Raw genomic sequence first — 23,152 nt, 5'->3', positions numbered from 1 at the left:
GGGGGTTATACCTGTTCCAGTGCCTGGGCGATATCCGCGATCAAATCCCGGCTGTCCTCCAGCCCGCAGGAAAAGCGCACCAGGTCCGGCCCCACGCCTGCGGCCTCCAGCTCGGCGTCGTTCATCTGCCGGTGGGTGGCACTGGCGGGGTGCAAACAGCAGGTGCGGGCGTCCGCCACATGGGTCTCAATGGCGGCCAGCCTGAGGTGCTTCATAAAGGTTTCGGCATTGGCGCGGCCGCCCTTCACGCCAAAGCTCACCACGCCGCAGCTGCCGCCGGGCAGGTATTTTTGGGCCAGCCCGTAGTATTTGTTGCCGGGCAGCCCGCAGTAGTTCACCCAGGCCACCTTGGGGTGGCTCTGCAAAAATTCGGCCACGGCCTGGCCGTTCTCGCAGTGGCGCTTCATGCGCACATGCAGGCTTTCCAGCCCCAGGTTCAGCAAAAATGCGTCCTGCGGGCTCTGCACGCTGCCGAAATCCCGCATCAGCTGGGCGGTGGCCTTGGTGATATAGGCGCCTGCCAGGCCAAAGCGCTCGGTGTAGGTCACGCCATGGTAGCTGTCGTCCGGGGTGCACAGGCCCGGGAATTTTTCGGGGTACCGGGTCCAGTCGAATTTGCCCGAGTCCACAATGCAGCCGCCCACCGCCGCGCCGTGGCCGTCCATGTACTTGGTGGTGGAGTGGGTCACAATGTCCGCCCCCCACTCAAAGGGCCGGCAGTTCACCGGGGTGGCGAAGGTGTTGTCGATGATCAGGGGCACGCCGTGGGCGTGGGCTGCCCTTGCAAACTTTTCAATGTCCAGCACGGTGAGGGCCGGGTTTGCAATGGTCTCGCCGAACACGGCCTTGGTGTTCGGGCGGAACGCGGCGGCCAGCTCCTCCTCGGTGCAGTCGGGCGAAACAAAGGTGAACTCAATGCCCATGCGCTTCATGGTCACGGCGAACAGGTTGTAGGTGCCGCCGTAAATGGTGCTGCTGCTCACCACATGGTCGCCGCAGGAGGCGATGTTGAAGACCGAATAAAAGCTGGCCGCCTGGCCGGAGCTGGTCAGCATGGCGGCGGTGCCACCCTCCAGCGCGCAGATCTTGGCCGCCACGGAGTCACAGGTGGGGTTTTGCAGCCGGCTGTAAAAATAGCCGCTGGCCTCCAGGTCGAACAGCCTGCCCATGTCCTCGCTGGTGGCGTATTTAAAGGTCGTGCTCTGCACAATGGGGATCTGCCGGGGCTCGCCGTTGCCCGGCGTATACCCCCCTTGTACACAAACACTGTTGATATGTAGATCCATCTTCTTCCCCGCTTTCTTTTTTGAGCGCGGCCCTGCAAGGGCCGTTTGTCTTTGTTCGTTACAGTCTATTTTACTGTAGAAAAGCGCCGCTTGCAAGAAATATTAAAGCTCCGCGGCTAATTTCCCCTTCAGGGGCGGTATCACAAAACCCTCCCTTTGTCAAGGCTTTTGCGCAAGTGCAGGGCGTTTCAGCGCAAGTGCAGGTTTTTTGCCCTTTTTCAGCTGCTTGGGGCCAAAAAGAGGGCATGCTAATTCCGCAGCCTTTTTGACCCGCCAGTTGTAAAAAAATTGTGAAAGGGGATTGACTTTCCATTCAGAGCGTCATACAATATTAGCAGTCGATACAATAGAGTGCTAAAACTAAGAAACATTTTTATTTTGAGTTGGTTCCAAGGAAAGGGGAGTTGCCCAATGAATACCAACAAATTCACCCAAAAAACCCTGGAGGCTTTGCAGAGCGCCCAAAGCCTTGCCATTGAATACCAAAACCAGGCGCTGGAACCCGAGCACCTGTTGGCCGCGATTGCCAGCCAGGAGGGCGGGCTCATCCCGCAGCTGCTGCAAAAGCTGGGGGCCGAGCCGGGCAGCTTTGCCGCGGCAGCCGGCCAAAAGGTGGCGGCCCTGCCCCATGTGACCGGTTCCGGCCGCGAGCCGGATAAGATCTATATCTCCCAGGCCACCGACAAGGTGCTGGCAGCCGCCGAAAAAAGCGCCGCCGCCATGAAGGACGAGTACGTGAGCGTGGAACACGTATTTCTCGGCCTCATCGAACAGCCGAACGCCGCCGTGAGCGAGGTGCTGCGCAGCTTCGGCATCCAAAAGAACGCGTTCCTGGAGCAGCTCGCCACCGTGCGGGGCAGCCAGCGGGTCACCAGCGACCACCCCGAAGACACCTACGACGTATTGAAAAAGTACGGCCAGGACCTGGTGGAGCTGGCGCGCCAGCAAAAGCTGGACCCGGTGATCGGCCGCGATCAGGAGATCCGCAACGTCGTGCGCATCCTGTCCCGCAAGCGCAAAAACAACCCCTGCCTGATCGGCGAGGCCGGCGTGGGCAAAACAGCCATCGCCGAGGGGCTTGCACAGCGCATCGTGCGGGGCGACGTGCCCGAAAACCTGAAGGACCGCACCATCTTCAGCCTGGACATGGGCGCCCTTGTGGCGGGTGCCAAATACCGGGGCGAATTTGAGGAACGGCTCAAAAGCGTGCTGCAGGAGGTCAAAAAAAGCGAGGGCCAGATCATCCTGTTCATCGACGAGCTGCACACCATTGTGGGCGCCGGCAAGACCGACGGCGCCATGGACGCAGGCAACCTGCTCAAGCCCCTTCTGGCCCGGGGCGAGCTGCATTGCATCGGCGCCACCACCCTGGACGAATACCGCCAGTACATCGAAAAGGACCCTGCGCTGGAACGCCGCTTCCAGCCGGTGCTGGTGGACCAGCCCACCGTCGAGGACACCATCTCCATCCTGCGCGGGCTCAAGGAGCGCTATGAGGTGTTCCATGGGGTCAAGATCCAGGACAGCGCCCTCATCGCCGCCGCCACCCTGTCCGACCGGTATATCTCCGACCGCTTTTTGCCGGACAAAGCCATCGATCTGGTGGACGAGGCCTGCGCCATGATCCGCACCGAGATGGACTCCATGCCCGCCGAGCTGGACGATCTGCGCCGCAAGATCATGCAGCACGAAATCGAGGAGGCCGCCCTGAAAAAGGAGACCGACTCCCTGAGCGCCCAGCGCCTCTCGGCCATTCAAAAAGAACTGGCCGAAATGCGCGAACAGTACAACGCCATGAAAGCCCGGTGGGACAACGAGAAAAGCAGCATCGGCAGCCTGCAGTCCATCCGGGAGCAGATCGAGCAGACGGGCGCCGCCATCGAAAAGGCCGAGCGGGAATACGACCTCAATAAGGCCGCCGAGCTGAAATACGGCCGCCTGCCCGAGCTGCAAAAGCAGCTGGCCGAGCTGGAGCAAAAGGCCGAGACCTCCGGCTCCGCGCAGGACAACCTTCTTCGCGACCGGGTCACCGACGAGGAGATCGCCCGCATTGTGGCCCGCTGGACCGGCATCCCGGTGGAAAAGCTGGTGGAGGGCGAGCGCGAAAAGCTGCTGGGTCTCGAGGGCATCCTGCACCAGCGGGTCATCGGGCAGCAGGAGGCCGTGCAGAAGGTGTGCGAGGCCATCCTGCGCAGCCGGGCGGGCATTGCGAACCCCGGGCGGCCCATCGGCAGCTTTTTGTTCCTGGGCCCCACGGGCGTGGGCAAAACTGAGCTGGCAAAGGCGCTGGCCCAGGCCCTGTTCGACAGCGAAAAGAACATGATCCGCATCGACATGACCGAATACATGGAAAAGTTCAGCGTCAGCCGGCTCATCGGCGCGCCTCCGGGCTACGTGGGCTACGAGGAGGGCGGCCAGCTCACCGAGGCGGTGCGCCGCCACCCCTACAGCGTGGTTCTGTTCGACGAGGTGGAAAAGGCCCATCCGGATGTGTTCAACATCCTTTTGCAGGTGCTGGACGACGGCCGCATCACCGACAGCCAGGGCCGTCAGGTGGATTTCAAAAACACCATCATCATCCTCACCTCCAACCTGGGCAGCCAGTATATCCTGGAAGGCATCGGCCCGGGCGGCCAGATCAGCGCCGAAGCCCGCGGGGCGGTGGAGGGCCTGCTCAAAACCCAGTTCCGGCCGGAATTTTTAAACCGGCTCGACGAGATCGTATTCTACAAGCCCCTCACCAAGGCCGAGATCGGCGGCATTGTGGATCTGCAGCTGGCCGATCTGCGCGTCCGCCTGGCCCAAAAGCAGCTGAACTTGGCCGTCACCGACGCCGCCAAGGCCTTTATCATCGACGAAGGCTACGACCCCGTCTACGGCGCCCGGCCGCTCAAACGCTTTATCCAAAGCCGGGTCGAAACCCTGATTGCCCGCGAGATCATCGGCGGGCAGCACCTGCCGGGCGATACCCTCACGGTGGACCTGGTGGGCGGCCAGCTGGCGCTGGCCTGAGCGCTTTATCCCCGCCCAGCTGCTGATACAAAAACATGCCGGCCCTAAAAGGGCCGGCATGTTTTGTTTGTCTTTTGTACCGTGCTTTTGCGCTCCCTCTTTTTCCCCCTGCGGCTGCCGAAAGGCTCTCCATGCGGCCTTTCCCGCTCAGGCAGGCGGCAAAAACGCCTCCAAATTCTCCTTTGTCACGGTGGTGTAGGGCAGCCACACATACTTGCCGTCCGTCAGCTCCACCGCGTCGCCGGGTGCGGCGCCCCCGGCCAGGGCGCAGGCAAGCTCCAGCATCGCCCGCGCCTGGCCCGCAGCGTCGTTCTGAACAGTGCCCTTCAGGGTGCCCGCCTCCACCGCCTCCAGCGCGGGCGGGGTGGCGTCCACTCCCACAATGAAAGGCAGCTCCTCTTCCGAAAGCCCTGCGGCAAAACACGCGTCAATGGCGCCCAGGGCCATGTCGTCGTTGTTGCAGAATACCGCCTCGATCCCGCCGTCGAATTGCTCCAACCACTGGGCCATTTTTGTGGTGGCCTGGCCCCGCTGCCAGTTTGCGGTGTCGCTGGCCAGCTTTTCGGTGGGCACTCCGGCCTGGGCCAGCACCTTCAGGCTGTTTTCGGTGCGCAGCAGCGCATCCTGGTGGCCCGGCTCCCCCTCCAGCATCACATATTGCAGCACGCCGTCGCCGCTGCGATCCAATGCTTCAGGGTCCTGCCGCCAGGCGTCCAGCACGATCCCGCCCTGCAAAAGGCCCGACTGTGCTCCATCCAGGCCCACATAATAGGCGCCCTCCCAGCGCATCAGGTCCTCCTCCACCGGTTCCCGGTTGAAAAAGATCACCGGCACCCCCGCGGCCTGCGCTTTGTCAATGATCACGGCCGCCGCCGTGCGGTCCACGATGTTCACACAGATCACGTCGTATCCCTGGGCAAGAAATCGGTCCACCTGCTCGTTCTGGGCGGCCTGGCTGCCGCGGCCGTCGGCCATGTTCAGGTTCAGCTTGATGCCCCGGGCCTGTTCCTCCCCCTTGGCGATCTGCTCCAGGTGCTGCGCCACAGTGGAGATAAAGGTGTCGTCCTGCTGGTACAGGGCAACGCCGATGCGCACGGTCACCGGATCCGCCCGGCCCGCGCCGGCGCAGCCTCCCAGGGCCAAAAGAAGCAAGGGCGCAAGCAGCCCGGCGGCGCTCCGCCACACACGATATTTCATGGTTCCTCCTTTTCTGCGCCGCGGCCGCCCTCAGCGTGTCACCGGGAAAAGCAGCTTTTCGTTTTCAGCCTCGTACATCTCCTGCCGCCGGATCAACGAAAATTCCATGGGCGCAATGTTTGTAAGCGCTTCGCCCCGCGCCGCCCCCACCGCGGCCTGCAACGCCAGGTAGCCGGCGGCGAATTCGTTCTGCGCGGCAATCAGGGAAATGCCGCCCCGCTCCAAATACGAGGCGATGGTGCTGGTGGCGCCCATGCCGTAAAGCGGGGGCGCGTTTTCCACGTTTTGAAGCGCGCGCGCCGTCAATTCCAGCGCGGTGGGCTCAAAGGCCGCCACCGCGCCCGGGTTCTGGGCGGGCAGGGCCTCGCTCAGCAGCTCGGCCAGCGTTTGCCCCGGGGCGGGCGTGCGGCGGTACACCGGGCAGCCGCCCTCCTCCAGCATCCGGGCCGCTTCGTCCAGCCGCAGCCCCACACCGGTATTTCCCGGGGTAAGATCCACCAGCAGCACCCCACTGCCCTGCGGGATATCCCTGAGAATCTGTTTTGCAAGGGCCGTGCCCAGCGCGGCGTTGTCCACTGTGATGCACGCCTTCGCGCCGCTGGCCGCCAGGTCCGACTCCATCGTCACCACCGCGGCGCCCGCCGCCGCCCCTGCAACGTCGGGCCCCAGGGCCTGCGCGTCTGCGGGCACAAGCACCACCGCGTCGGCGCCGCCCTCCACCTCGCGGGCCAGCAGGCTGCGCTGTTCCTCCACGCTGTCCGGCTCGCTCAGGGTCAGAAAGCGCAGCTCTGCCCCCAGATCCGCCGCAGCCTGCTCCATCCCCTGCCTCGCAGCGGACCAGCCCGTATTGTCGGCATCGCGGATGATGACCGACACCTCCAAAAGCTCCGGGTCCCGCCGGCCGGCCTGGTCAAAGGTCATCAGGGAAAAAAGCACCCCCATACCCAGCAGCACCAAAACGCCAAGCTGCAGGATCGTTCTGCGCTTCATGGGGCCACCTCCTTTCGGTAGGGGGCCGCGGCCGCCCCGTCCAGGGCGGGCAGGCGCACCCGCACCCTGGTGCCCGCATCCGGCTCGCTGTGGATCGAAAGCCCGTACCCCCCGCCGAAGGTCAGGCGGATGCGCTGGTGCACATTGCGCAGCCCAATGCCCGAGCCCTTGGGGCCGGGCGCGGCGGTATAGGCCGGGTCCAGCAGGCGCGCCACGGTTCCGGCGGGCATGCCCGGGCCGTTGTCGGTCACGTCGATCAGCACATCGCCCCCTTCGCGGAAGGCATGCACCGTGATCCTTCCGTCCCCGTCGGCGTAGGCCATACCGTGATAGATCGCATTTTCCAAAATGGGCTGAACGATCAGTTTGATGGTGTAGAGGGTCTCTACACCATCTTCCGCCTCTATAGAGGCGGAGAATTTGTTTTTATACCGCATTTTTTGAATGGTCAGGTAGTGCCGTGCGTGTTCCAGCTCGTCGGCGATGGAAATGATATTGCTGCCCCGGCTCAGCGAGATGCGAAAAAACCGAGCCAGCGAGGTCACCATAAGAATGGCCTCGTCCGTGCGGCCGTTCTCGGTCATCCACACCACCGAGTCCAGCGTGTTGTAAAGGAAATGGGGGTTGATCTGGGCCTGCAGCACGTCCAGCTCACTGCGCCGCTTCTGCGTCTCCTGCTCAATGATGTCGTCCATCAAATGGCGCAGGGTCGACACCATCGACCGGATCGAGTGCCCCAGATGCTCGATCTCATAGGGGCCGCCCACCTCGAATTCCTCCAGCTCGCACCCGGCCTCCAGCCTTTTTACCGACCGGTCCAGCGCCTTGATGGGCACCGAAATGCGCTCCGAGAGATGCAGGTTCACAAAGATCAGCAAAAACACCGAAAACAACACCACGAACAAAAAGAACAGCAGCAGCTGGCCGTAGTTGTCCCAGATGTTGTCCGCCGGCACCACGCCCACCAGCTTCCAGCCGGTGTAGCCCACGGTTTTTACCGTTACCTGCCGGCGCTCACCGCCGAAGGTTTCCTCGTAGCTGCCGTCCTCGTAGGCCGCGGCGGCCAGGTTGTTCTCCTGCAAAAGGCCGGCGTAAATGAGCTGCTGGCGCGGGTGATAGATGATCTCGCCGTCCCCGTCGATCAGGTATAGGTACCCCCCAGAGGCCGACAGCTCCACGTCCTTGCAGATCTGCTCAATGCCGCCGAAGCTCATGTCCACCAGCAAAACGCCCCCTTCAATGGCGCCGGCCCTCGTCAGCTCCACCTGGCGGCTCAGCGACACCACCCAGCGGTAGCGGTAATCCGGGTCCTCGAACAGGTTCTGCACATGCGGGGTGGAAAAGTGCAGGTTCTCGATCTTTCCCGCCGCGGCGATGAACCAGTCCTGCCGCTGGGGGGCGGCGTCCTTTTTCAGCGGCGCCAGCGGCGCGGCCGACACAAGCTCTCCCCTCTGCGAAAAAACCGCGATGGACACCAGCATGTCCCGGTTGCTCTCGTACAGCAGGCTCATCCGGTCGTCCAGGCTGTCGGCGGCCAGGTCTGTGTTTTTGATGACCCGGTAATACATCGCGTCCGACACCCGCATCATGCTGCGCAGGTACGCGTCCAGGTTCAGGTTCACCTGGGCCAGCACCCGCTGGCTGGTCTTTGCCGCCTGGGCGTTGTTCGAGGCCGAAAAGCGCAAAAACAGCGTCAGCCCCAAAAACACCATGCCTGTCACCGCCACGGCTGTGAACGAGAGCGAAAGGATCATCTGGATGCTGGAGCGGCGGTAAAACTCGCGCCAGCGCCCCATCACAGAACCAAAAAACCTGCCCATCGCCGCCTCCTTCTGGCCGCCCTCACCCCGCCCGGAACCTGGTGGGCGAGATGCCGAAGTGCTTTTTGAATACATAGCTGAAATAGTTCGGGTCCAGATACCCGGTCTTTTCCGCGATCAGGTAGGTCTTATCCTCGGTGGTGCGCAAAAGCTCGGCCGCGCGCTCCATGCGCACTACCGTCACATAGGCGGTAAAGCTCATGCCGGTCTCCCGCTTGAACAGGGTAGAAAAATAGGCCGGACTCAGGTGCAGGTATTCGCACAGCATCTCCACCGAGAGCTCGCACTCGGCATAGTGGGCGGCAATGAACTCCTTGGCCTTTTCCACCGTGCGCCAGGCGGAATCGGTGCGCTGGCGCCCAATGAGCTCCTGAATGCGCAGGCAGCGCTCCAGGCACCAGTCGCCCATCTCGTCCACCGAGCTGAAGGCGGTGAACTGCACCGCGCCGGTGAACCCCTCGCCGAACACCGCTTCCAGGTCCAGCTCCGCGCTCCGGGCCAGCTTCAGCAGACAGGTGAGCAGCTCCAAAAAGAACAGGTGGCAATGGGGCAGCGCCAGGCCCGCCCGGCGAACCTTGTCCGCCAGGCGGCCCACCACAGCGCGGATGTCCTCCTCGCTTCCCAGCTTGATCGCGCCGGTCAGCTCCCGCTCGTCGCTCTCCTCAAAAGCGAGCCTGGCTGCGCCGCCCGGCTCCAGATCGCCGATGTAGATCGCGCGCCCGGTGCCCACCAGCACCCGGTAATCCAGGGCGCTGCGCGCGCCAGCGGCCGACCGGGCCACCTCCTCCGGCTCAAGGCAGGGCGCTCCCACCCCCACGGTAAGGGTCAGGCCCAGGTAGCTGCCCGCCAATTTGCAGATCCGGTCAATTTCCTCGATCAATTCATAAATGGGGGCGGGGGCCCGCTCAAAGCTGGCCAGAATCGCCACCGACTCGTTGTATAAAAACACTTTGGCGCAGCACAGCCCGGGCCGCAGGTTCTCCTCAAAGAGCTGCTGCACCGAGAGTGCGCGCAGCTCACTGCCCGCGCCCGCGCCATGCAGGTGTGCCAGGGCGGCCACCCAAGCCGCGCCCGAAAGATCGATCTCATAGCGGGCCGCCCGCTCGGCCGCCTGGCCGGGCGGGACGCGGCCCTCCAGCAGCTGGGTGTAGAACAGCTCCCGCAATACGGGCAGGTTCTCCTCATAGCGGCGGCGCAGCATCTCCATATTCCGCCCTTGGGCGCGCTCGGCGTCCAGCTGGCTTTTCAGCTTGCGCAGCACCTCGCTCAGCTCAGGGGCATTGATGGGCTTTAGTATGTATTCCGACACGTTCATCCGAATGGCCTGCTTTGCATATTCAAACTCGTCGAACCCCGAGAACACCACGAACTTTGCGGCGGGCAGCCGCTGGGTCAGGATGCGGCACAGCTCCAGCCCGTCCATAAAGGGCATTTTAATGTCGGTCAGAACCACGTCCGGCTTGAGCTGCTCGGCCAGCTCCAGCGCCTCCTGGCCGTTTTCCGCCTCGCCCACCAGGGCAAAGCCCAGTCCCTCCCAGTCCATCTTCCGGCTGATCCCCACCCGGATATCCTCCTCGTCGTCCACCAAAAGCACACGGTAGAGATCCATACGGTCCCCTCCTTTGCCTCATTCTCAGTATACCATAAAATTCCAGCGATACAAAGAGCGCGCATCCCGGGGGAGGCGCGCCCTTTGCCGCTGTGTGCGGGGCCTTATTTTTTGACCAGATACTTGCGCATATCCAACGCGCAGGCGAACAGGATGATCCCGCCCTTGATCAGGTACTGCAGGTTCGGGTCGATGGACATCATGCTCAGGCCGATAAAGATCAGCCGCAGCATCAATACGCCCACGATCACGCCGCGGATCTTGCCGATGCCGCCCACAAAGCTCACGCCGCCGATCACGCAGGCCGCAATGGCGTCCAGCTCATAGTTGAACCCGGTGTTTGCGGTGTTCGAGCCGATGCGCGCGCCCTCAATAAACCCGGTAAAGCCGTACATGGCGCCCGCCAGGGCGAAGACCAGGATGGTGGTCAGGAACACGTTCACGCCCGAGACCCGCGCCGCCTCCTCGTTGGCGCCCAGGGCGAACATGTTCTTGCCGAAGGTGGTCTTGTTCCAGATAAACCACATCAGCACGGCCAGGATCACGGCGAACAGCACGTACCGGGGCACCGCGGTGCCCCCCACGTTGAACAGTTCGCCCTTTACAAAATCGGTATAGCTCTTGTCCAGGTTGGAGATGGCCATGCCGTTGTTGTTGCCCATCTGCACATAGAGCAGCAGCAGCGTGTACACGATCAGCTGGGTACCAAGGGTCACAATGAAAGGGTGCAGCTTGAACTTGGCCACGAAAAAGCCGTTGAACGCGCCGAATGCCGCGCCGATCACCATGGCGGCGGGAATGACCACCCAGATGGGCAGGGTACCGATCTGGGGCCACATTTTGTTGGCCACATTGGCCGCGTTCTGCAAAAGCGAAGCCGAGATGCAGGCCGTCAGGCCCACAATGCGCCCCGCCGAAAGGTCGGTGCCGGTGAGCACGATGCACCCGCCGATGCCCAGCGCCGCGGGCAGATAGGCCGCCGTCTGGGACAAAATGTTGATGATCGACGCCGGCTGGATGAACCGGGGGTTTTTAATGGCGATGTACACAATGGCGATGCCCATCAGGATGAACAAGGCGTTGTTGAGCAGCAAGTTGCCCACCCGCTTTGCGTCCCAGGCCGGTTTCTGCAATGTTTTAGTCGCGTTACTCATTGCGGCTTCCTCCCTTTACACGTACTTGGCGGCCAGGGTAAGGATCTCTTCCTGGCTGGTGTTTCTGGCGTCCACTTCGCCGGCAAGCTGCCCGCCGGACATCACCAGAATGCGGTCGCAGACGCCCAGCAGTTCGGGCATCTCCGAGGATACCATGATCACACCCTTGCCGTCGTTGGCCAGGTCAATCATGAGCTGGTAGATCTCGTACTTGGCGCCCACATCGATGCCGCGGGTGGGTTCGTCCAGCAGCAGCACCTCGGGCTTGGTGAGCAGCCAGCGGCCGATGATGACCTTCTGCTGGTTGCCGCCCGAGAGCGAGCGGATCTGGGTCTTTTGGCTGGGGGTCTTGATGTGCATGGCCTGGATGGCCCAGTCCGTATCCTCTTTCATTTTTTTGTCGCTCAGGCACACGCCGCCCAAAAGGTAGCTTTTCAGGTTCGAGATGACCGTATTGTCCCGGATGTCCCGGATGCCAAAGATACCGGTGGCCCGGCGCTCCTCGGTCAAAAGCGCAAACCCGTTTTTAATGGCCTCCCGGGGAGAGGCGTTGCGGATGGCCTTTCCGTGCAGGCGGATCTCGCCGCCGCCCCGGGTCATGGCGCCGAACAAATTCTCCAGCACCTCGGTGCGGCCCGAGCCGTCCAGGCCCGCAATGCCCAGGATCTCGCCCTTTTTCAGCTGGAACGAGGCGTCCTTCAGCCGGGTATATCTGCCCGACAGGTGCTCCACCTGCAGGATCACCTCGCCCGGCTCGTTGGTCTTGGGGGGGAAGCGGTTTGTGAGCTCGCGCCCCACCATCAGGCGGATGATCTCCTCCATGGTGAGCTCGGCCGCGGGCCGGGTGGCCACCCAGGCGCCGTCGCGCATGATGGTCACCTCGTCCGAAATGCGCAGGATCTCCTCCATCTTGTGGCTGATGTAAATGATGCCGCAGCCCTTGGCCTTGAGCATGTTGATGATGCGGAACAAATGCTCCACCTCCACCTCGGTGAGCGAAGAGGTGGGCTCGTCGAACACAATGATCTTTGCGTTGTAGGAAACCGCCTTGGCGATTTCCACCATCTGCCGCTGGGAAACCGGCATGGTGGACATGATGGTGCTGGGGTTCACCTTGACCTCCAGCTCGTCAAAGATCTCCTTGGTGCGGGTGCGCATGAGCCGTTCGCTCACCACAAGGCCGGCCACCCTGGGGTAACGCCCCAGCCATAAATTATCCTGCACGCTGCGGGTCAGGGCCTGGTTGAGCTCCTGGTGCACCATAGCCACGCCGTTTTCCAGCGCCTCCTTGGAGCTTTTGAAATCGACCTCCCTGCCGTCCAGAACAATGGTGCCGCTGTCTTTCGCGTAAATGCCGAACAGGCATTTCATCAGGGTCGATTTTCCAGCGCCGTTCTCGCCCATCAAAGCGTGCACCGTGCCCGGCCGCACCGCCAGCGACACATTGTCCAGCGCTTTTACGCCCGGGAACTCCTTGCTGATGTTTTTCAGTTCCAGTATCGGCTGATCCATATGCTTCCTCCTCTCCACGACGCCCCGCAAAACGCCTGTTTGCAAAGCCGCCGCGCCCGCCGCCCGGCCTTTTCCGGCAGGCGCTGCGCGCCGCGGCTTTACGGGCAGAGCGGGGCTGCCATTCGGCAGCCCCGCTTCGTCCGTTCACGCTTTTGGTTGGGGCGCTACGCACTGTTCTTGTATGGTTCGGGTCCCGGCTTATTTCGCGGTGTACACGCCGTAGGGAACACGGATCTTGTCCACGCCCTCATCCACGTTCATGCTTTCAGTGTTGGCCATCAGCTCGGCGCCGCTCTGCACGTTGCCCACCAGTGCGGTGATGGTCTTGGCCATACCCACGGCGTCCTGCATGATGGTACCGGTCATCTTGCCCTCGTCGATGGCCTGCTTGGCCGAGTCGATGGCGTCCACGCCGAACACGGGGATCACGGTGGAGGTGGGCTTGCCGTCCTCGTCGTTGCCCAGGTTATAGCCGGCGGTCTGCAGCGAGGCCACGGCGCCCAGGGCCATGTCGTCGTTGTTGGCAATCACCAGCTCGATCATGTTCTTGTTGGCCTCCGAGTACTCGGCCAGGATGGTGTCCATGTAGTTGGTGGCCGCAGCGGCAGACCAGGAACCATTCTGGTCCACCAGGTACTTGGCGGAGTTGTTGGCGTCGTAGAACGCCAGGGCGGGCTTGCCGGCAGCGGTCAGCAGCGCATCGGCGTCCTCCACGCCGAACTGGGTGCGGGCCTCGGCCTCGGCGTTGCCCTCCTGGCCCTTGAACATCACGTAGGAGATGGTACCGTCGCCGTTCAGATCCAGCGCGTCGTAGTTATCCAGCAGGTACTGGCCGATCAGCGCGCCCTGCATGTGGCCGGCCTCGGGGGCGTCGGTGCCCACGAACGCGCACTTGTCGTAGCTGTTCACCACATCATCCTGCACCTCGCGGTTGAAGAAGATGATGGGAATGCCAGCGCCACGGGCCGCCTCTACGGCGTTCTGCGCCGCGTCGGGGGACGAGGTTTCCACAATGTTCACGATCAGCAGGTTGGCGCCGTTGGTAATGGCGGTGTTGATCTGGTCGGTCTGCTGGGCCTGGTTGCCCGCGCCGTCGTAGTTGTCGTATTTCACGCCCATGCCCTTCAGCATCTCGTCCATGTTGTTGCGCACGCTGGAAATGTACACGTCGGAATAGTTGTAATAGAACACGGCCGCGTTCAGATCACTGGCCGGCGCCGCGGGCTCGCCGCCCGTGGAAACGGGGTTGGAGGCGGCCGGGGTGCTGGGGGCGGGGGTGCCGCCGCAGCCTGCCAGAACGGCCAGCATCAAAGCCGCTGCCAGAACAAGTGCAAGTTTCTTTTTCATTGTTTTTCCTCCCTGTCAATGGTGTGCGGGCCGGGATCCCGACCCTTGCTTTTGGAAAACTTTGGTTTCCGAGCAATTTTATTGTACCGGCAGGCAGGCCAAAACGCGATAGAAAATTCTTCTCTGTTCTATCAAATAACTTTGCTCCTTGAACAAGTTCCGCTGTATTTGTTCAGCCAAATTATAATTTTTGCACAAAAACCGCTCTCAAAAATTGGAGCATCTTCCCTTTGCGTCCCCCAGCACGGCTCCTCCAAGCGGCACGAAAAAGCGCTGGGCCTGCCCCTGGAAAGGGCAGACCCAGCGTTTTTAAAATTTTGGTTCGGCCGCCGGGTTTTCCCGGGCCCGCCGCGCTATTTTGCCTCGCCTGCGCGCCGCTTTGCCCCCTGGGCCACCAGGATTTCCTGGATCACCACCGACACCAGGATCCCCACGCACAGCGGGATCTTGGTGTTCAGCTCCTCGGGGCTGGTGTTCATGGGCACCACCGTAAAGATCAGCGATACCACGATCAGCGCCATGGGCACATAGGCCATCAGCTTTAAAAACAGCCCCTTGCCGCCCACCCTGAAGGGCCTCTCCCGGTCCGGGTCGATGCGGCGCAGCTTCAAAAACGCGGGGAACATGGGCACATACGATACCATCAGCGTGAACACGCCCACACTGAAAAAGCTCCAGAACACATCCTGGTTGGGCAAAAAGGGCGCCACAACCACCAGCACCGAGGCGATGATACCGTTCAGAAGGGGCGATTTGTCCGGCACGCCCTCGCTGTTGGCCGAGGCAAAAACGCGGGGCATGTCGTAGTTTTCAGCCGCGTATTTTGCCACATACAGCGAGCCGTAGGCCCAGGAAACAAGGTTTGCAAAGAAAGTGAACATCACCATCAGGCCCACGATCAGCACCAGCGTGCCGTCGCCCGCCAGGTAGATCAGGCTGTCCAGCAGCCCGGTGGAGGTGGAAAGCTCGCTCACCGGAATGGCCACTCCAATTCCGAACGAGGCGAACATGTAGAACAGCGAAATAATGATTCCGCCCAGCAGCAGTGCCTGGGGAATCTGCTTTTTGGGTTTTTCCATATCCGAGGCCAGGGTGGTCACGATCTCAAAGCCCACAAAGTTGTAAATGATGATGGACACAAAGGACAAGCTGCTCAGGTCCATGCTGGGGAACAGCGAGCGGAAGGTGAACTGGGTGGCCATGCCGCGGGTCGCGGCCACCCAAATGCCCAGCCCGCCGATCAGCAGCATGATAAACACCTTGAACACCGCCGCCGTGTTGATCAGCCACTTGCTCTCGCTGATCCTGCCCTTGCCCATCAGGATGACCACCCAGATAAAGGCCAGCTGAATGGCAATGCTGGCCCACACCGGCAGATCCCAGCCGGTGATCTGGGTCAGGGTGTCGTTGAACAGCACCGCCAGGCTGGCGATCCACAGGGCCACGTTGATCCAGTAGTTCCAGGCGATGCGGCAGCCCCACTTGTTTCCGTAGGCAAGGCGCACCCAGTCGTAAATGCCACCCTCGCCCAGATATGTGGTGCCCAGCTCGGCGCTGATCAGGCCATAGGGCACGAAAAACAGGATCAGCATGCTGATCCACCAAAAATACTGCGAGTTGCCCACCGCGGCGGCCGGCGCGGCCGACTCCACCGTCAGGATGATGCACACCGAGGCCAGCACCGCGTCGAACAGGCGGAACTTTTTCTTTTTGGCCGGCATGGGGGTCTCTCCTCCTTTTTCATCAGGGTCCCACTCTCAAAGAAGCCGGGGCAGCGCGCCGGGGCACTGGGGCTCGGGCGCGCCGCCCCGAAAGGTGGAACGAAGGCGTTATTTCTTCAGGGCGGCAATGGCCGCCGGATCCGGCTGCTGCAGGGCCATGCAGTGGATGTTTCCGCCGCACAGCGACCATTCGCGGGTGTAGATCTTAATGATCTCGCGCTCGGGCATCAGTTCCCCGAACAGCTGGCAGGCCACCTCGTCCATGGGGTCGCCGTACTGGGGTACCAGCAGGCCGCCGTTCACAAAATAGCAGTTGATGTAGGTCACGGCCAGCGGCAGGCCGCCCTCGCGGGAGGCTGCGCTCTCGCAGATATCCACGCCGGCGCTCTCCTCCTCGGAAATATGCATCACGGCGGGAATGGGGATCTTGTGGATCTCCAGCTTGCGGCCCTTGGCGTCGGTTTGGCCGTTCAGGGTGTCGTAGGCCGCTTTCAGGTTGGGGTACTGGGGATTTTCAGGATCGTCGGTCCAGGAAAGGGCGATCACGCCGGGCCGCACAAAGAAACACACGTCGTCGATGTGGCCGTCGGTCTCGTCAAAGGCCATGCCATCCTTCAACCAGATCACCTTCTCCAGGCCCATATACTCTTTAAAATAGTTCTCGACCTCTTCCTTGGTCAGGTCCGGGTTGCGGTTGTGGTTCAGCACGCTGTTCTCGGTCACGATCAGGGTTCCCTCGCCGTCGATCTGCATGGCGCCACCCTCAAACACCACCCTGCGGGCGTCGTAGCGGTCGTAGTTTTCCAGGTCCAGCAGCTTGGTGGCAAATTCCTGGTCGCGCTTCCAGGGGAAGTACAGGCCTCCCTCCAGGCCACCGTAGCAGTTCCAGCCCCAGGTCACGCCCCGCATCTCGCCCTCGTCGTTCACCACATAGAAGGGTCCCTTGTCCTGCGCCCAGGCGTCGTCAACGGTCATTTCCACCACCCGCACCTCTTCAGGCAGGCGGGCGCGGGCGTTCTCGTACTGGTCGGCCGAACAGAACACGGTGAGCGGTTCGTGCTTCACGATCTCCTTTGCCACCTCCACCAGCACCTTCTGCGCCGGCTTTCCGCCCATGCGCCAGGTGTCCTGCCGCTCGGGCCAGATCAAAAAGTCCTGTTTGCGGGGCAAAAATTCCGCGGGCATGTAAAAGCCGTCTTTCTTGGGGGTACTCTGGATCGTCCTCATTGTTCTGCGCTCCTTTTCAAAAAGTTTTGTGCGCCGCTCTGCGGCCGCTCTTTCTGTTTTCATTGTAGCCCAAACAGCGCCCGCTCCGCCATTACCCGGGGGCACCGTTCTGCAGGGTGGTACCCGCGGGTACCACCGGCGTGCCAAACGTGCCAATCCGCCTTTCTCCCGTTTACTATTTTTATGCGTTATGCTACAATGGAGGCATCAAAATCTCCCCGTGAAAAGGAGGCGTTCGCCATGCCGCATCTGCCGGGCGAAGTGTGGGAGGCCCTGGACCCAGCGATCCTGGAGCTTCACACCCAGGCCGACCCCCAGCAGCTCCAAAACTGCTTTCTGCGCCGGCTGGAGGAGCTGATCCCCCATCGCCGCTCCTTTTTTGACCTGTGCGCGCCCCAGGCCGGGCGGCTGGTGTTTTTCAGCCCGGTTTCCCTGAACATGAGCGAAGCCGAACTCGCCGCCTACTACCAGGAGTACCAGTATTCCGACTATGTGGCCTGGAGCTTTGCCAGCGACCAGCCCACCGTCTACCGCGATTCCAATATGATCAGCCCCGCCGCGCGGGAGAGCGCGGCGATTTATAAGCAGTGGATGCAGCCCATGGGGGTCTATTGGAGCATGGGCAGCACGGTCATGGGCGCCGCTCACCTGCTGGGCTCGGTCACCCTGTTCCGCAGCAGAGAAGACGGGGACTTTACCGATCAGGAGGTGGAGCTGCTGCGGGTGCTCAACCGGCACCTGTCCGCCCACTTCGCCTTTTTATGGCCGCAGGGCGTCGCGCCGGCCCAGGAAGGCCGGGCCGGCACGTTGGCCTCCCGCTTCGGCCTCAGCGAGCGGGAGCGGCAGATCGCCGAGCTCGTGGCCGCCGGCCGTTCCAACGCCGAAATCGGCGCCGAGCTGTTCATCAGCGAAAACACAGTCAAAAAACACGCGGGCAGCCTGTACCGCAAGCTCGGCATCACCAGCCGCACCCAGCTGCTGCGCCTGGTGTTCGATTGCCCGTCGGTGGTGGTGGCACCCCCTGGTAGGTAAAAGGCGCCGCCGGAGCGCCCGGGGGGCAATGATCCATTACAAAAGCAGGGAGGCACTTGTACAAGTGCCTCCCCGCTTTGCTTGTTATTCTGCCGTGCCTTGCCCGCAGGCCTCCGGCACAAACGCCAGCCGCCCCATGGCGGGCAGGCACAGGCGGTTGAACAGCGCCATCACCCGGCCCACCCCCAGCATGGCAAGCACCGTGCCCAGGCCGATGCCGCACAGCGGATGCCCCATCACCAGGCCGAACACCAGGGTAATGCCCACGTTCGCGGTATCGAACCAGTTTTTTGTAAAGCCAAGCTCCCGCCCGGTGCGCTGTGCAATGGCCGCCACAATGCCGTCGCCGGGGTTCGGCACCAGCTTCATATCCACGCTCATGGCCGCCCCCACACCGGTGCACAGAATAGCTGCCGCCAGCAGGCACAGTCTGGCGGGCATCCCCTGCGGCGCTGCCGGCACTGCGCCGTCCAGCAGGTTCAGCACCCGGGTGAACACCAGGCTCAAAGGCAGCTGAAGCAGGTCGGCCCAGCGCACAGGTTTTCCCTTTAGTAAAAATTGTATTGCAACAAACAAACAGTACGCCACTAAGGTGGCGTCCCCGAAATTAAACCCAAATACCTGCGCAATGCTGTAGGGCACCGAGATGATGGGCGTTACCCCCAGGCCGGTCTTGGTATTCAGGGTCAGGCCCAGGGCCAGGATCAACAGGCCGGCCAGATAAAAAATCCAGCGGTAGAACTGCCGCATCTCCCGCTTCCTCCTCATTCCTTCAGCCGGTATAATGTATAACCGGCATATTCCTCAAACCACACCGGCTCGCTTGCCGGCTCGTATCGCTCTTTCAAAAGCGCCGCCACGGCGGCGTTTCCCACGTCTCCCGCGGCCACCCATTTGGGCGGCTCCCCCCGCAGCAGCCTCTCGATCTCGGCCTGCATGGCGGGGTCCGCGGCAGCCTGCCAGTCCTGGTGGATAAAATATTTCTGGCAGGGCGCAATATCCGCCGCCAGGTAAAACTGCGCGTCCACGTTGTAGGCCAGCACCGAATCCCGCTCGTCTGCGGGGATCAGCCCGGCCATCTGCCGGGCCACGGTGTTGTAGTGCTGCACCTCGGCCGGGTATTTTGCCATAAAGCTGTCGGCGCCCCAGCGGGGCAGCCGCACCGCCAGGCTGCACACATACACACAGCACAGCGCGGCGCAGCTCAAAGCGGCGGCCCCGCGCCGGCGCCCCCCTTTGCGGCCCCGCCAAAGCTCCGCCGCAAGGCATGCGGCCAGCGGCAGCAGCGGCGCCACGATCATGTAATAGTGCACGTAAGGCCGGTTTGAAAACAGCAGGTACATGCTGCCCGCCGCGCTCAGCAGGCCGCCCCAGGCCAGCGCGGAGCGGGGCTTTTGCGCCAGTGCCGCAAGGCAGAGCACCGCCAGCAGGAACAGGGGTGCGCCAAAATCCAAAAAAACCCGCCGCAGCGTGCTGGCCGCCCAGGGGTTGCCTGCGTAATAGTCCCGGATGGAAAAGCGGGTGGCATAAAACACATTGTACCAAAGCGTGCCGTACAGCGCCTCCCCCAGCGCCCCCTTTGCGGCAAAATAGATCGCAAAGGGCCCGGTGGCCGCTGCAAAGCCGCCCGCAAAGCCCAGGGCGTTCGCCCCCAGGTTCTTCCACTGGCGGGCGGCCGCCAGCCGGATGCAGATCACCAGCACAAAACAGCACAGGCTCACCGCACTGGTGACCCGCAGCATCAAAATCGCACCGAACGACAGGCCGTACACCGCCGCGTACCGCCACGGGTGCCGCACCGCGCCGCCAGCTTCCTGCGCGCGGCGGCAGTACCGCGCCGCCAGCCACAGGCTCACCGCCAAAAAGGGCAGGCTGTACTCCTCGGTCATGTTGCCCTCGTCAAAGGTGCGTGCCAGATACACCAGCGCCAGGCCCGCGGCCCCCAGCGCCCAGGGGCGGGGCAGATATTCCCGCCCCAACCGGTACAGCCCCCAGGCGGTCACCGCAAGGCTCAGGGTCTGCACCACCAGGATGCCCGCCCTGCCATGGATCAGCCAGCCCAGCATGTCGATGAAAAAGATCAGCGGCCCCTTGTGGTCGAACAGCCCGGCATAGGGCACCGTTCCCCCGGCCCAGGCCCTGCCGATGAATTGAAAGATGGCGGAGTCGTATCCGTAATAACCGGGCCACACAAAGCTGGTAGAGTAGGAAAAACGCAGCACAAACGCGGCGCTGCCCGCCAGCACTGCCAGCGCTGCGGCGCACTGCCAGACCCGGCGTTTCGCCCCTGCCTTCATCCTCCCTTTCCCCCTTTCGCACAGCATAAACGCACAGAATTCTTTTAAAAGAGTACCACAAACCGCTGCAAAAGTAAATCAGAGGGCATTTTTCACAAAAACAAGTGTATCATTTTGTGAATCTCGTCATTTTCCCATCTGTGAAACCCCTGCCGCCGGGTGTATAATTTCGGTGATTTCAGGGAATACGCCCTTTGCGGGCGCCCCTGGGGAAAGGGACAACGCCTTATGCAAACCGAACGCCTGCAGCCGCAATTTTCTCTGCTGCGCATGACCTGGCCCATCTTTGTGGAGCTGCTGCTCCAAATGCTGGTGGGCAACATCGACCAGATCATGCTCAGCCGCTACAACGGCACCGCCGTGGCCGCGGTGGGCAACGCCAATCAGATCATGACCACCCTTATCCTGACCTTCAGCGTCATCAGCCTTGCCGCCACCATTCTGCTGAGCCAGTACCTGGGCGCCCGGGAGCAGGGCAAGGTGCAGCAGATCTACACCCTGGCCGTGGGGCTGAACCTTGTGCTGAGCCTGTTCATCACCGCCGGGCTCCTGTGGGGGGCGGACGGGCTGTTCGCGCTGATGCGCCTGCCCGCAGAGGCCCTGCCGGAGGCCCGCAGCTACCTTAGGATCGCGGCCGTCAGCCTGCCCTGCCAGGCAATGATGCTTACCTTCAGCGCTTTTTTGCGGGCCCACGCCCGCATGCTGGTGATCATGTTCAGCACCGGCTGCATCAACCTTGTAAATATTCTGGGCAACACCGCGCTCATCTATGGCGCGGGGCCGCTGCCGCGCCTTGGGGCCGCGGGCGCCGCCTTTTCCACCAGCATCTGCCGCACCCTGGGCATGGTCCTTCTCATGGCCGCCTTTTTTCGCAGCGTCCAGGGCGCACGGGTGGATGTGCGCCTGCTGCGCCCCTTCCCCGGGGAGCTGTTCCGGCGCCTTTTGGGCATCGGCCTGCCCGCCGGGGGCGAGGGGCTCTCCTATAACCTGAGCCAGTCCACAAGCCTGGTGTTCGTGAACATGATCGGCACCTATGCGGTGACTGCCCGCATGTACATGAACATGTTCGCACAGATCTGCTACATGCTGGTAAGCGCGGTCAGCCAGGCGGCCGCCATCCTGATCGGCTACTGCATCGGCGCAAAGGATTACGAGGGGGCCGACCGGCAAAACTGGCGGGTGCTGCGGTTTTCGGCCCCGGTCACGGTGGGCACCGCCCTGCTGCTGGCCCTTTTTGCCGAGCCTCTGTTCGGGCTGTTCAGCAGCGACCCGCAGGTCATTGCCCTGGGCAGGCAGGTGATGTGGGTGGAGGTGGCTCTGGAAGTGGGCCGCAGCCTGAACATCGTGCTGGTGCGCAACCTTCAGGCGGTGGGCGACGTAAAATATCCGGTGCTGCTGGGCGTGTGCAGCCAATGGGCCGTGGGGGTCGGCCTCGCTTATCTTCTGGGCGTTCAGCTGGGCTGGGGGCTGGCAGGCATCTGGGCCGCCTTCGCTCTGGACGAAAACCTGCGGGGCATTCTGTTCGTGCTGCGCTGGAAGCGCGGCAAATGGCGCGGCATCAAAACCGTTTGAACAAGGTCACAGCCGCCCGGGTCTGCCAGCTGGCAGACCCGGGCGGCTGTGTATCATCATTTTTCCCCTTGTCAAGCCTTTTGCGCAAGTGCAGGGTGTTTCGGCGCAGGTGCGGGGTCCCGCCGCCTTTTTTACTCCTGCGGCGGCTCCGGCGCAGGCGGGGTGTAGGGCTCGGTCGTGAAAAAGCCGTCCCTTGCCTCAATCTCAGCCCGGGGGTGGGCGTCGAATTCCTCCTGCAGCCAGGCAATGGCCTGGTCCACGCTTTCCTGCTGCTCCTGTTCCTGCTTGTCAGGAAAGGCAAAGCGCCGCTCCTTCACGTCCTTTGTTTTTTCCATGCACCAAACGCCCATCCAGCACCAGGCGGCCAGTTCGCCCCCCTGGCGCAGCACCTTGTAATTAAACTGCCCCGCATTGCCGGACACCGGGTTTGCATTCCGGTACCACTGCAAAGGGTAGTGGGGGTAATTGAAATGGATCATAGGGCGTCCGCCTCCCATTCGCTTTTTTTGCGGCTGTTCCCGGCCTTTTGGTATTTTTTTAATTATAATGGCTTACGCCGCAAAAGTCCACCCGGGCCGCCGGGGCCCGGCCTGCGGCGCCTTGGCCTGCCGCAAAGTTTTGCGGCGCCGTCTTGCGCTGCCCTGCGCGCGTGCTATAATAAGGCGTGAACTGAAATGAAACAGTTTTTTTGGCTGCGGAGGGGCGGTATATGGACGGGCCGGAAAAGGAAACCGTATTCGAAACGGCGGCGCTGGCGGGCGAGATCCTGCTTGCCAGCGGGGCCGAGATCTTTCGGGTGGATGAAACCATGTGCCGCATCGCCCGGGCATACCAGTGCAGGGGGCTGGAGCCCTTTGTGCTGAGCAACGGCATTTTTTTGACCTCCGGCGGCGCGGAGGGCGAGCATTACCGCGCCAAGGTGCGGCACATCCCCCTGGGCGGCAGCCGGCTGGACCGCATCGACGCGGTGAACCAGCTCTCCCGCGAGATCGAGCAGGGGCTGCACACCCCCGCCCAGGCGCTGGAGGAGCTGCGGCGCATCCGCACCTCGCCCCAAAAGCCCGCCTGGCTTCAGGTGCTGGCCAGCGGCCTGGGCAGCGGCGCGTTCTGCTTTTTGTTCGGGGGCAGCCTTGCCGACGCGGCCGCGGCATTTTTGGCGGGGCTTACGCTTTACAGCTACTTTTTGTTCGTGGTGCGGGGGCGGCTGTCCAAGATCGCGCTGAACATCAGCGGGGGCGCCCTTGTAACCCTGCTCTCCATCCTGCTGGTAAAGCTGGGCCTCGGCGCCCGGCTGGACATGGTCACCGTGGGGGCCATCATCCCCCTGCTCCCCGGCGTGGCGTTCACCAACGCCATCCGCGACATTGCCGACGAGG

The 23,152-nt window shown here is 62.5% G+C and carries 17 protein-coding genes; 4 read left to right on the top strand and 13 right to left on the bottom strand.

Annotation, left to right across the window (positions count from 1 at the left end; all coding sequences use genetic code 11):
* Positions 1–5 precede the first annotated feature (5 nt).
* Entirely contained in the window at positions 6–1,286 is a 1,281-nt protein-coding gene (locus ACMLHZ_RS10660) for an O-acetylhomoserine aminocarboxypropyltransferase/cysteine synthase family protein (RefSeq protein WP_418667704.1), read from the bottom strand.
* Between the two features lie 411 nt (positions 1,287–1,697).
* Here ACMLHZ_RS10660 and clpB point away from each other — a divergent pair, with 411 nt between their 5' ends.
* On the top strand, positions 1,698–4,298 hold the full coding sequence (gene clpB, locus ACMLHZ_RS10655) for an ATP-dependent chaperone ClpB (RefSeq protein WP_418667703.1): 2,601 nt from the start codon (positions 1,698–1,700) through the stop codon (positions 4,296–4,298).
* Positions 4,299–4,445: 147 nt separating this feature from the next.
* Here the strand turns inward: clpB and ACMLHZ_RS10650 are convergent, their stop codons facing one another.
* From ACMLHZ_RS10650 to aguA, 9 genes are all read right to left on the bottom strand, one after another.
* Positions 4,446–5,495: a galactose ABC transporter substrate-binding protein gene (locus ACMLHZ_RS10650; protein ID WP_418667702.1), complete on the bottom strand. Its 1,050-nt coding sequence runs from the start codon at positions 5,493–5,495 to the stop codon at positions 4,446–4,448.
* A gap of 30 nt (positions 5,496–5,525) precedes the next feature.
* Entirely contained in the window at positions 5,526–6,485 is a 960-nt protein-coding gene (locus tag ACMLHZ_RS10645; RefSeq protein ID WP_418667701.1) for a substrate-binding domain-containing protein, read from the bottom strand.
* On the bottom strand, positions 6,482–8,305 hold the full coding sequence (locus ACMLHZ_RS10640) for a sensor histidine kinase (protein WP_418667700.1): 1,824 nt from the start codon (positions 8,303–8,305) through the stop codon (positions 6,482–6,484). The genes ACMLHZ_RS10645 and ACMLHZ_RS10640 overlap by 4 nt, the downstream gene beginning before the upstream one ends.
* 22 nt (positions 8,306–8,327) lie before the next feature.
* A complete protein-coding gene (locus tag ACMLHZ_RS10635; protein ID WP_418667699.1) occupies positions 8,328–9,914 on the bottom strand; it encodes a response regulator in 1,587 nt (528 codons plus the stop codon).
* A gap of 104 nt (positions 9,915–10,018) precedes the next feature.
* Positions 10,019–11,068 (bottom strand): galactose/methyl galactoside ABC transporter permease MglC, encoded by a 1,050-nt coding sequence (locus ACMLHZ_RS10630; protein ID WP_177564992.1) that lies wholly within the window; start codon positions 11,066–11,068, stop codon positions 10,019–10,021.
* A 15-nt stretch (positions 11,069–11,083) separates the two neighbouring features.
* Entirely contained in the window at positions 11,084–12,580 is a 1,497-nt protein-coding gene (locus ACMLHZ_RS10625) for a sugar ABC transporter ATP-binding protein (protein ID WP_418667698.1), read from the bottom strand.
* 198 nt (positions 12,581–12,778) lie between these two features.
* Positions 12,779–13,927: a galactose ABC transporter substrate-binding protein gene (locus ACMLHZ_RS10620; RefSeq protein ID WP_418667697.1), complete on the bottom strand. Its 1,149-nt coding sequence runs from the start codon at positions 13,925–13,927 to the stop codon at positions 12,779–12,781.
* 353 nt (positions 13,928–14,280) lie between these two features.
* The gene (locus tag ACMLHZ_RS10615) at positions 14,281–15,648 is read right to left on the bottom strand and encodes an APC family permease (RefSeq protein ID WP_418667696.1); all 1,368 of its coding nucleotides are present in this window, start codon (positions 15,646–15,648) and stop codon (positions 14,281–14,283) included.
* A gap of 108 nt (positions 15,649–15,756) precedes the next feature.
* Positions 15,757–16,875, bottom strand: a complete 1,119-nt coding sequence (gene aguA / locus ACMLHZ_RS10610; protein ID WP_418667695.1) for an agmatine deiminase — start codon at positions 16,873–16,875, stop codon at positions 15,757–15,759.
* 240 nt (positions 16,876–17,115) lie between these two features.
* Here aguA and ACMLHZ_RS10605 point away from each other — a divergent pair, with 240 nt between their 5' ends.
* A complete protein-coding gene (locus ACMLHZ_RS10605) occupies positions 17,116–17,907 on the top strand; it encodes a helix-turn-helix transcriptional regulator (RefSeq protein ID WP_418667694.1) in 792 nt (263 codons plus the stop codon).
* An 84-nt stretch (positions 17,908–17,991) separates the two neighbouring features.
* Here the strand turns inward: ACMLHZ_RS10605 and ACMLHZ_RS10600 are convergent, their stop codons facing one another.
* Entirely contained in the window at positions 17,992–18,657 is a 666-nt protein-coding gene (locus ACMLHZ_RS10600; RefSeq protein ID WP_418667693.1) for a YczE/YyaS/YitT family protein, read from the bottom strand.
* A 14-nt stretch (positions 18,658–18,671) separates the two neighbouring features.
* Positions 18,672–20,204, bottom strand: coding sequence for a hypothetical protein (locus ACMLHZ_RS10595; protein WP_418667692.1), 1,533 nt, complete (start codon positions 20,202–20,204; stop codon positions 18,672–18,674).
* A 228-nt stretch (positions 20,205–20,432) separates the two neighbouring features.
* Between ACMLHZ_RS10595 and ACMLHZ_RS10590 the strand changes: the two genes are divergently transcribed.
* The gene (locus tag ACMLHZ_RS10590) at positions 20,433–21,776 is read left to right on the top strand and encodes an MATE family efflux transporter (protein WP_418667691.1); all 1,344 of its coding nucleotides are present in this window, start codon (positions 20,433–20,435) and stop codon (positions 21,774–21,776) included.
* A gap of 131 nt (positions 21,777–21,907) precedes the next feature.
* Here the strand turns inward: ACMLHZ_RS10590 and ACMLHZ_RS10585 are convergent, their stop codons facing one another.
* Positions 21,908–22,255: a hypothetical protein gene (locus tag ACMLHZ_RS10585; protein WP_418667690.1), complete on the bottom strand. Its 348-nt coding sequence runs from the start codon at positions 22,253–22,255 to the stop codon at positions 21,908–21,910.
* Between the two features lie 230 nt (positions 22,256–22,485).
* Here ACMLHZ_RS10585 and ACMLHZ_RS10580 point away from each other — a divergent pair.
* Positions 22,486–23,152, top strand: a 667-nt coding sequence (locus ACMLHZ_RS10580) for a threonine/serine exporter family protein (RefSeq protein ID WP_418667689.1), incomplete at its 3' end; no start/stop codon positions are given.

The sequence above is a fragment of the Allofournierella sp. genome, assembly GCF_048388525.1.
Taxonomy (GTDB): Bacteria; Bacillota; Clostridia; order Oscillospirales; family Ruminococcaceae; genus BQOK01.
The sequence above is the reverse complement of the archived record's forward strand: the minus strand, read 5'-3'. Positions and strand labels throughout refer to the sequence as shown.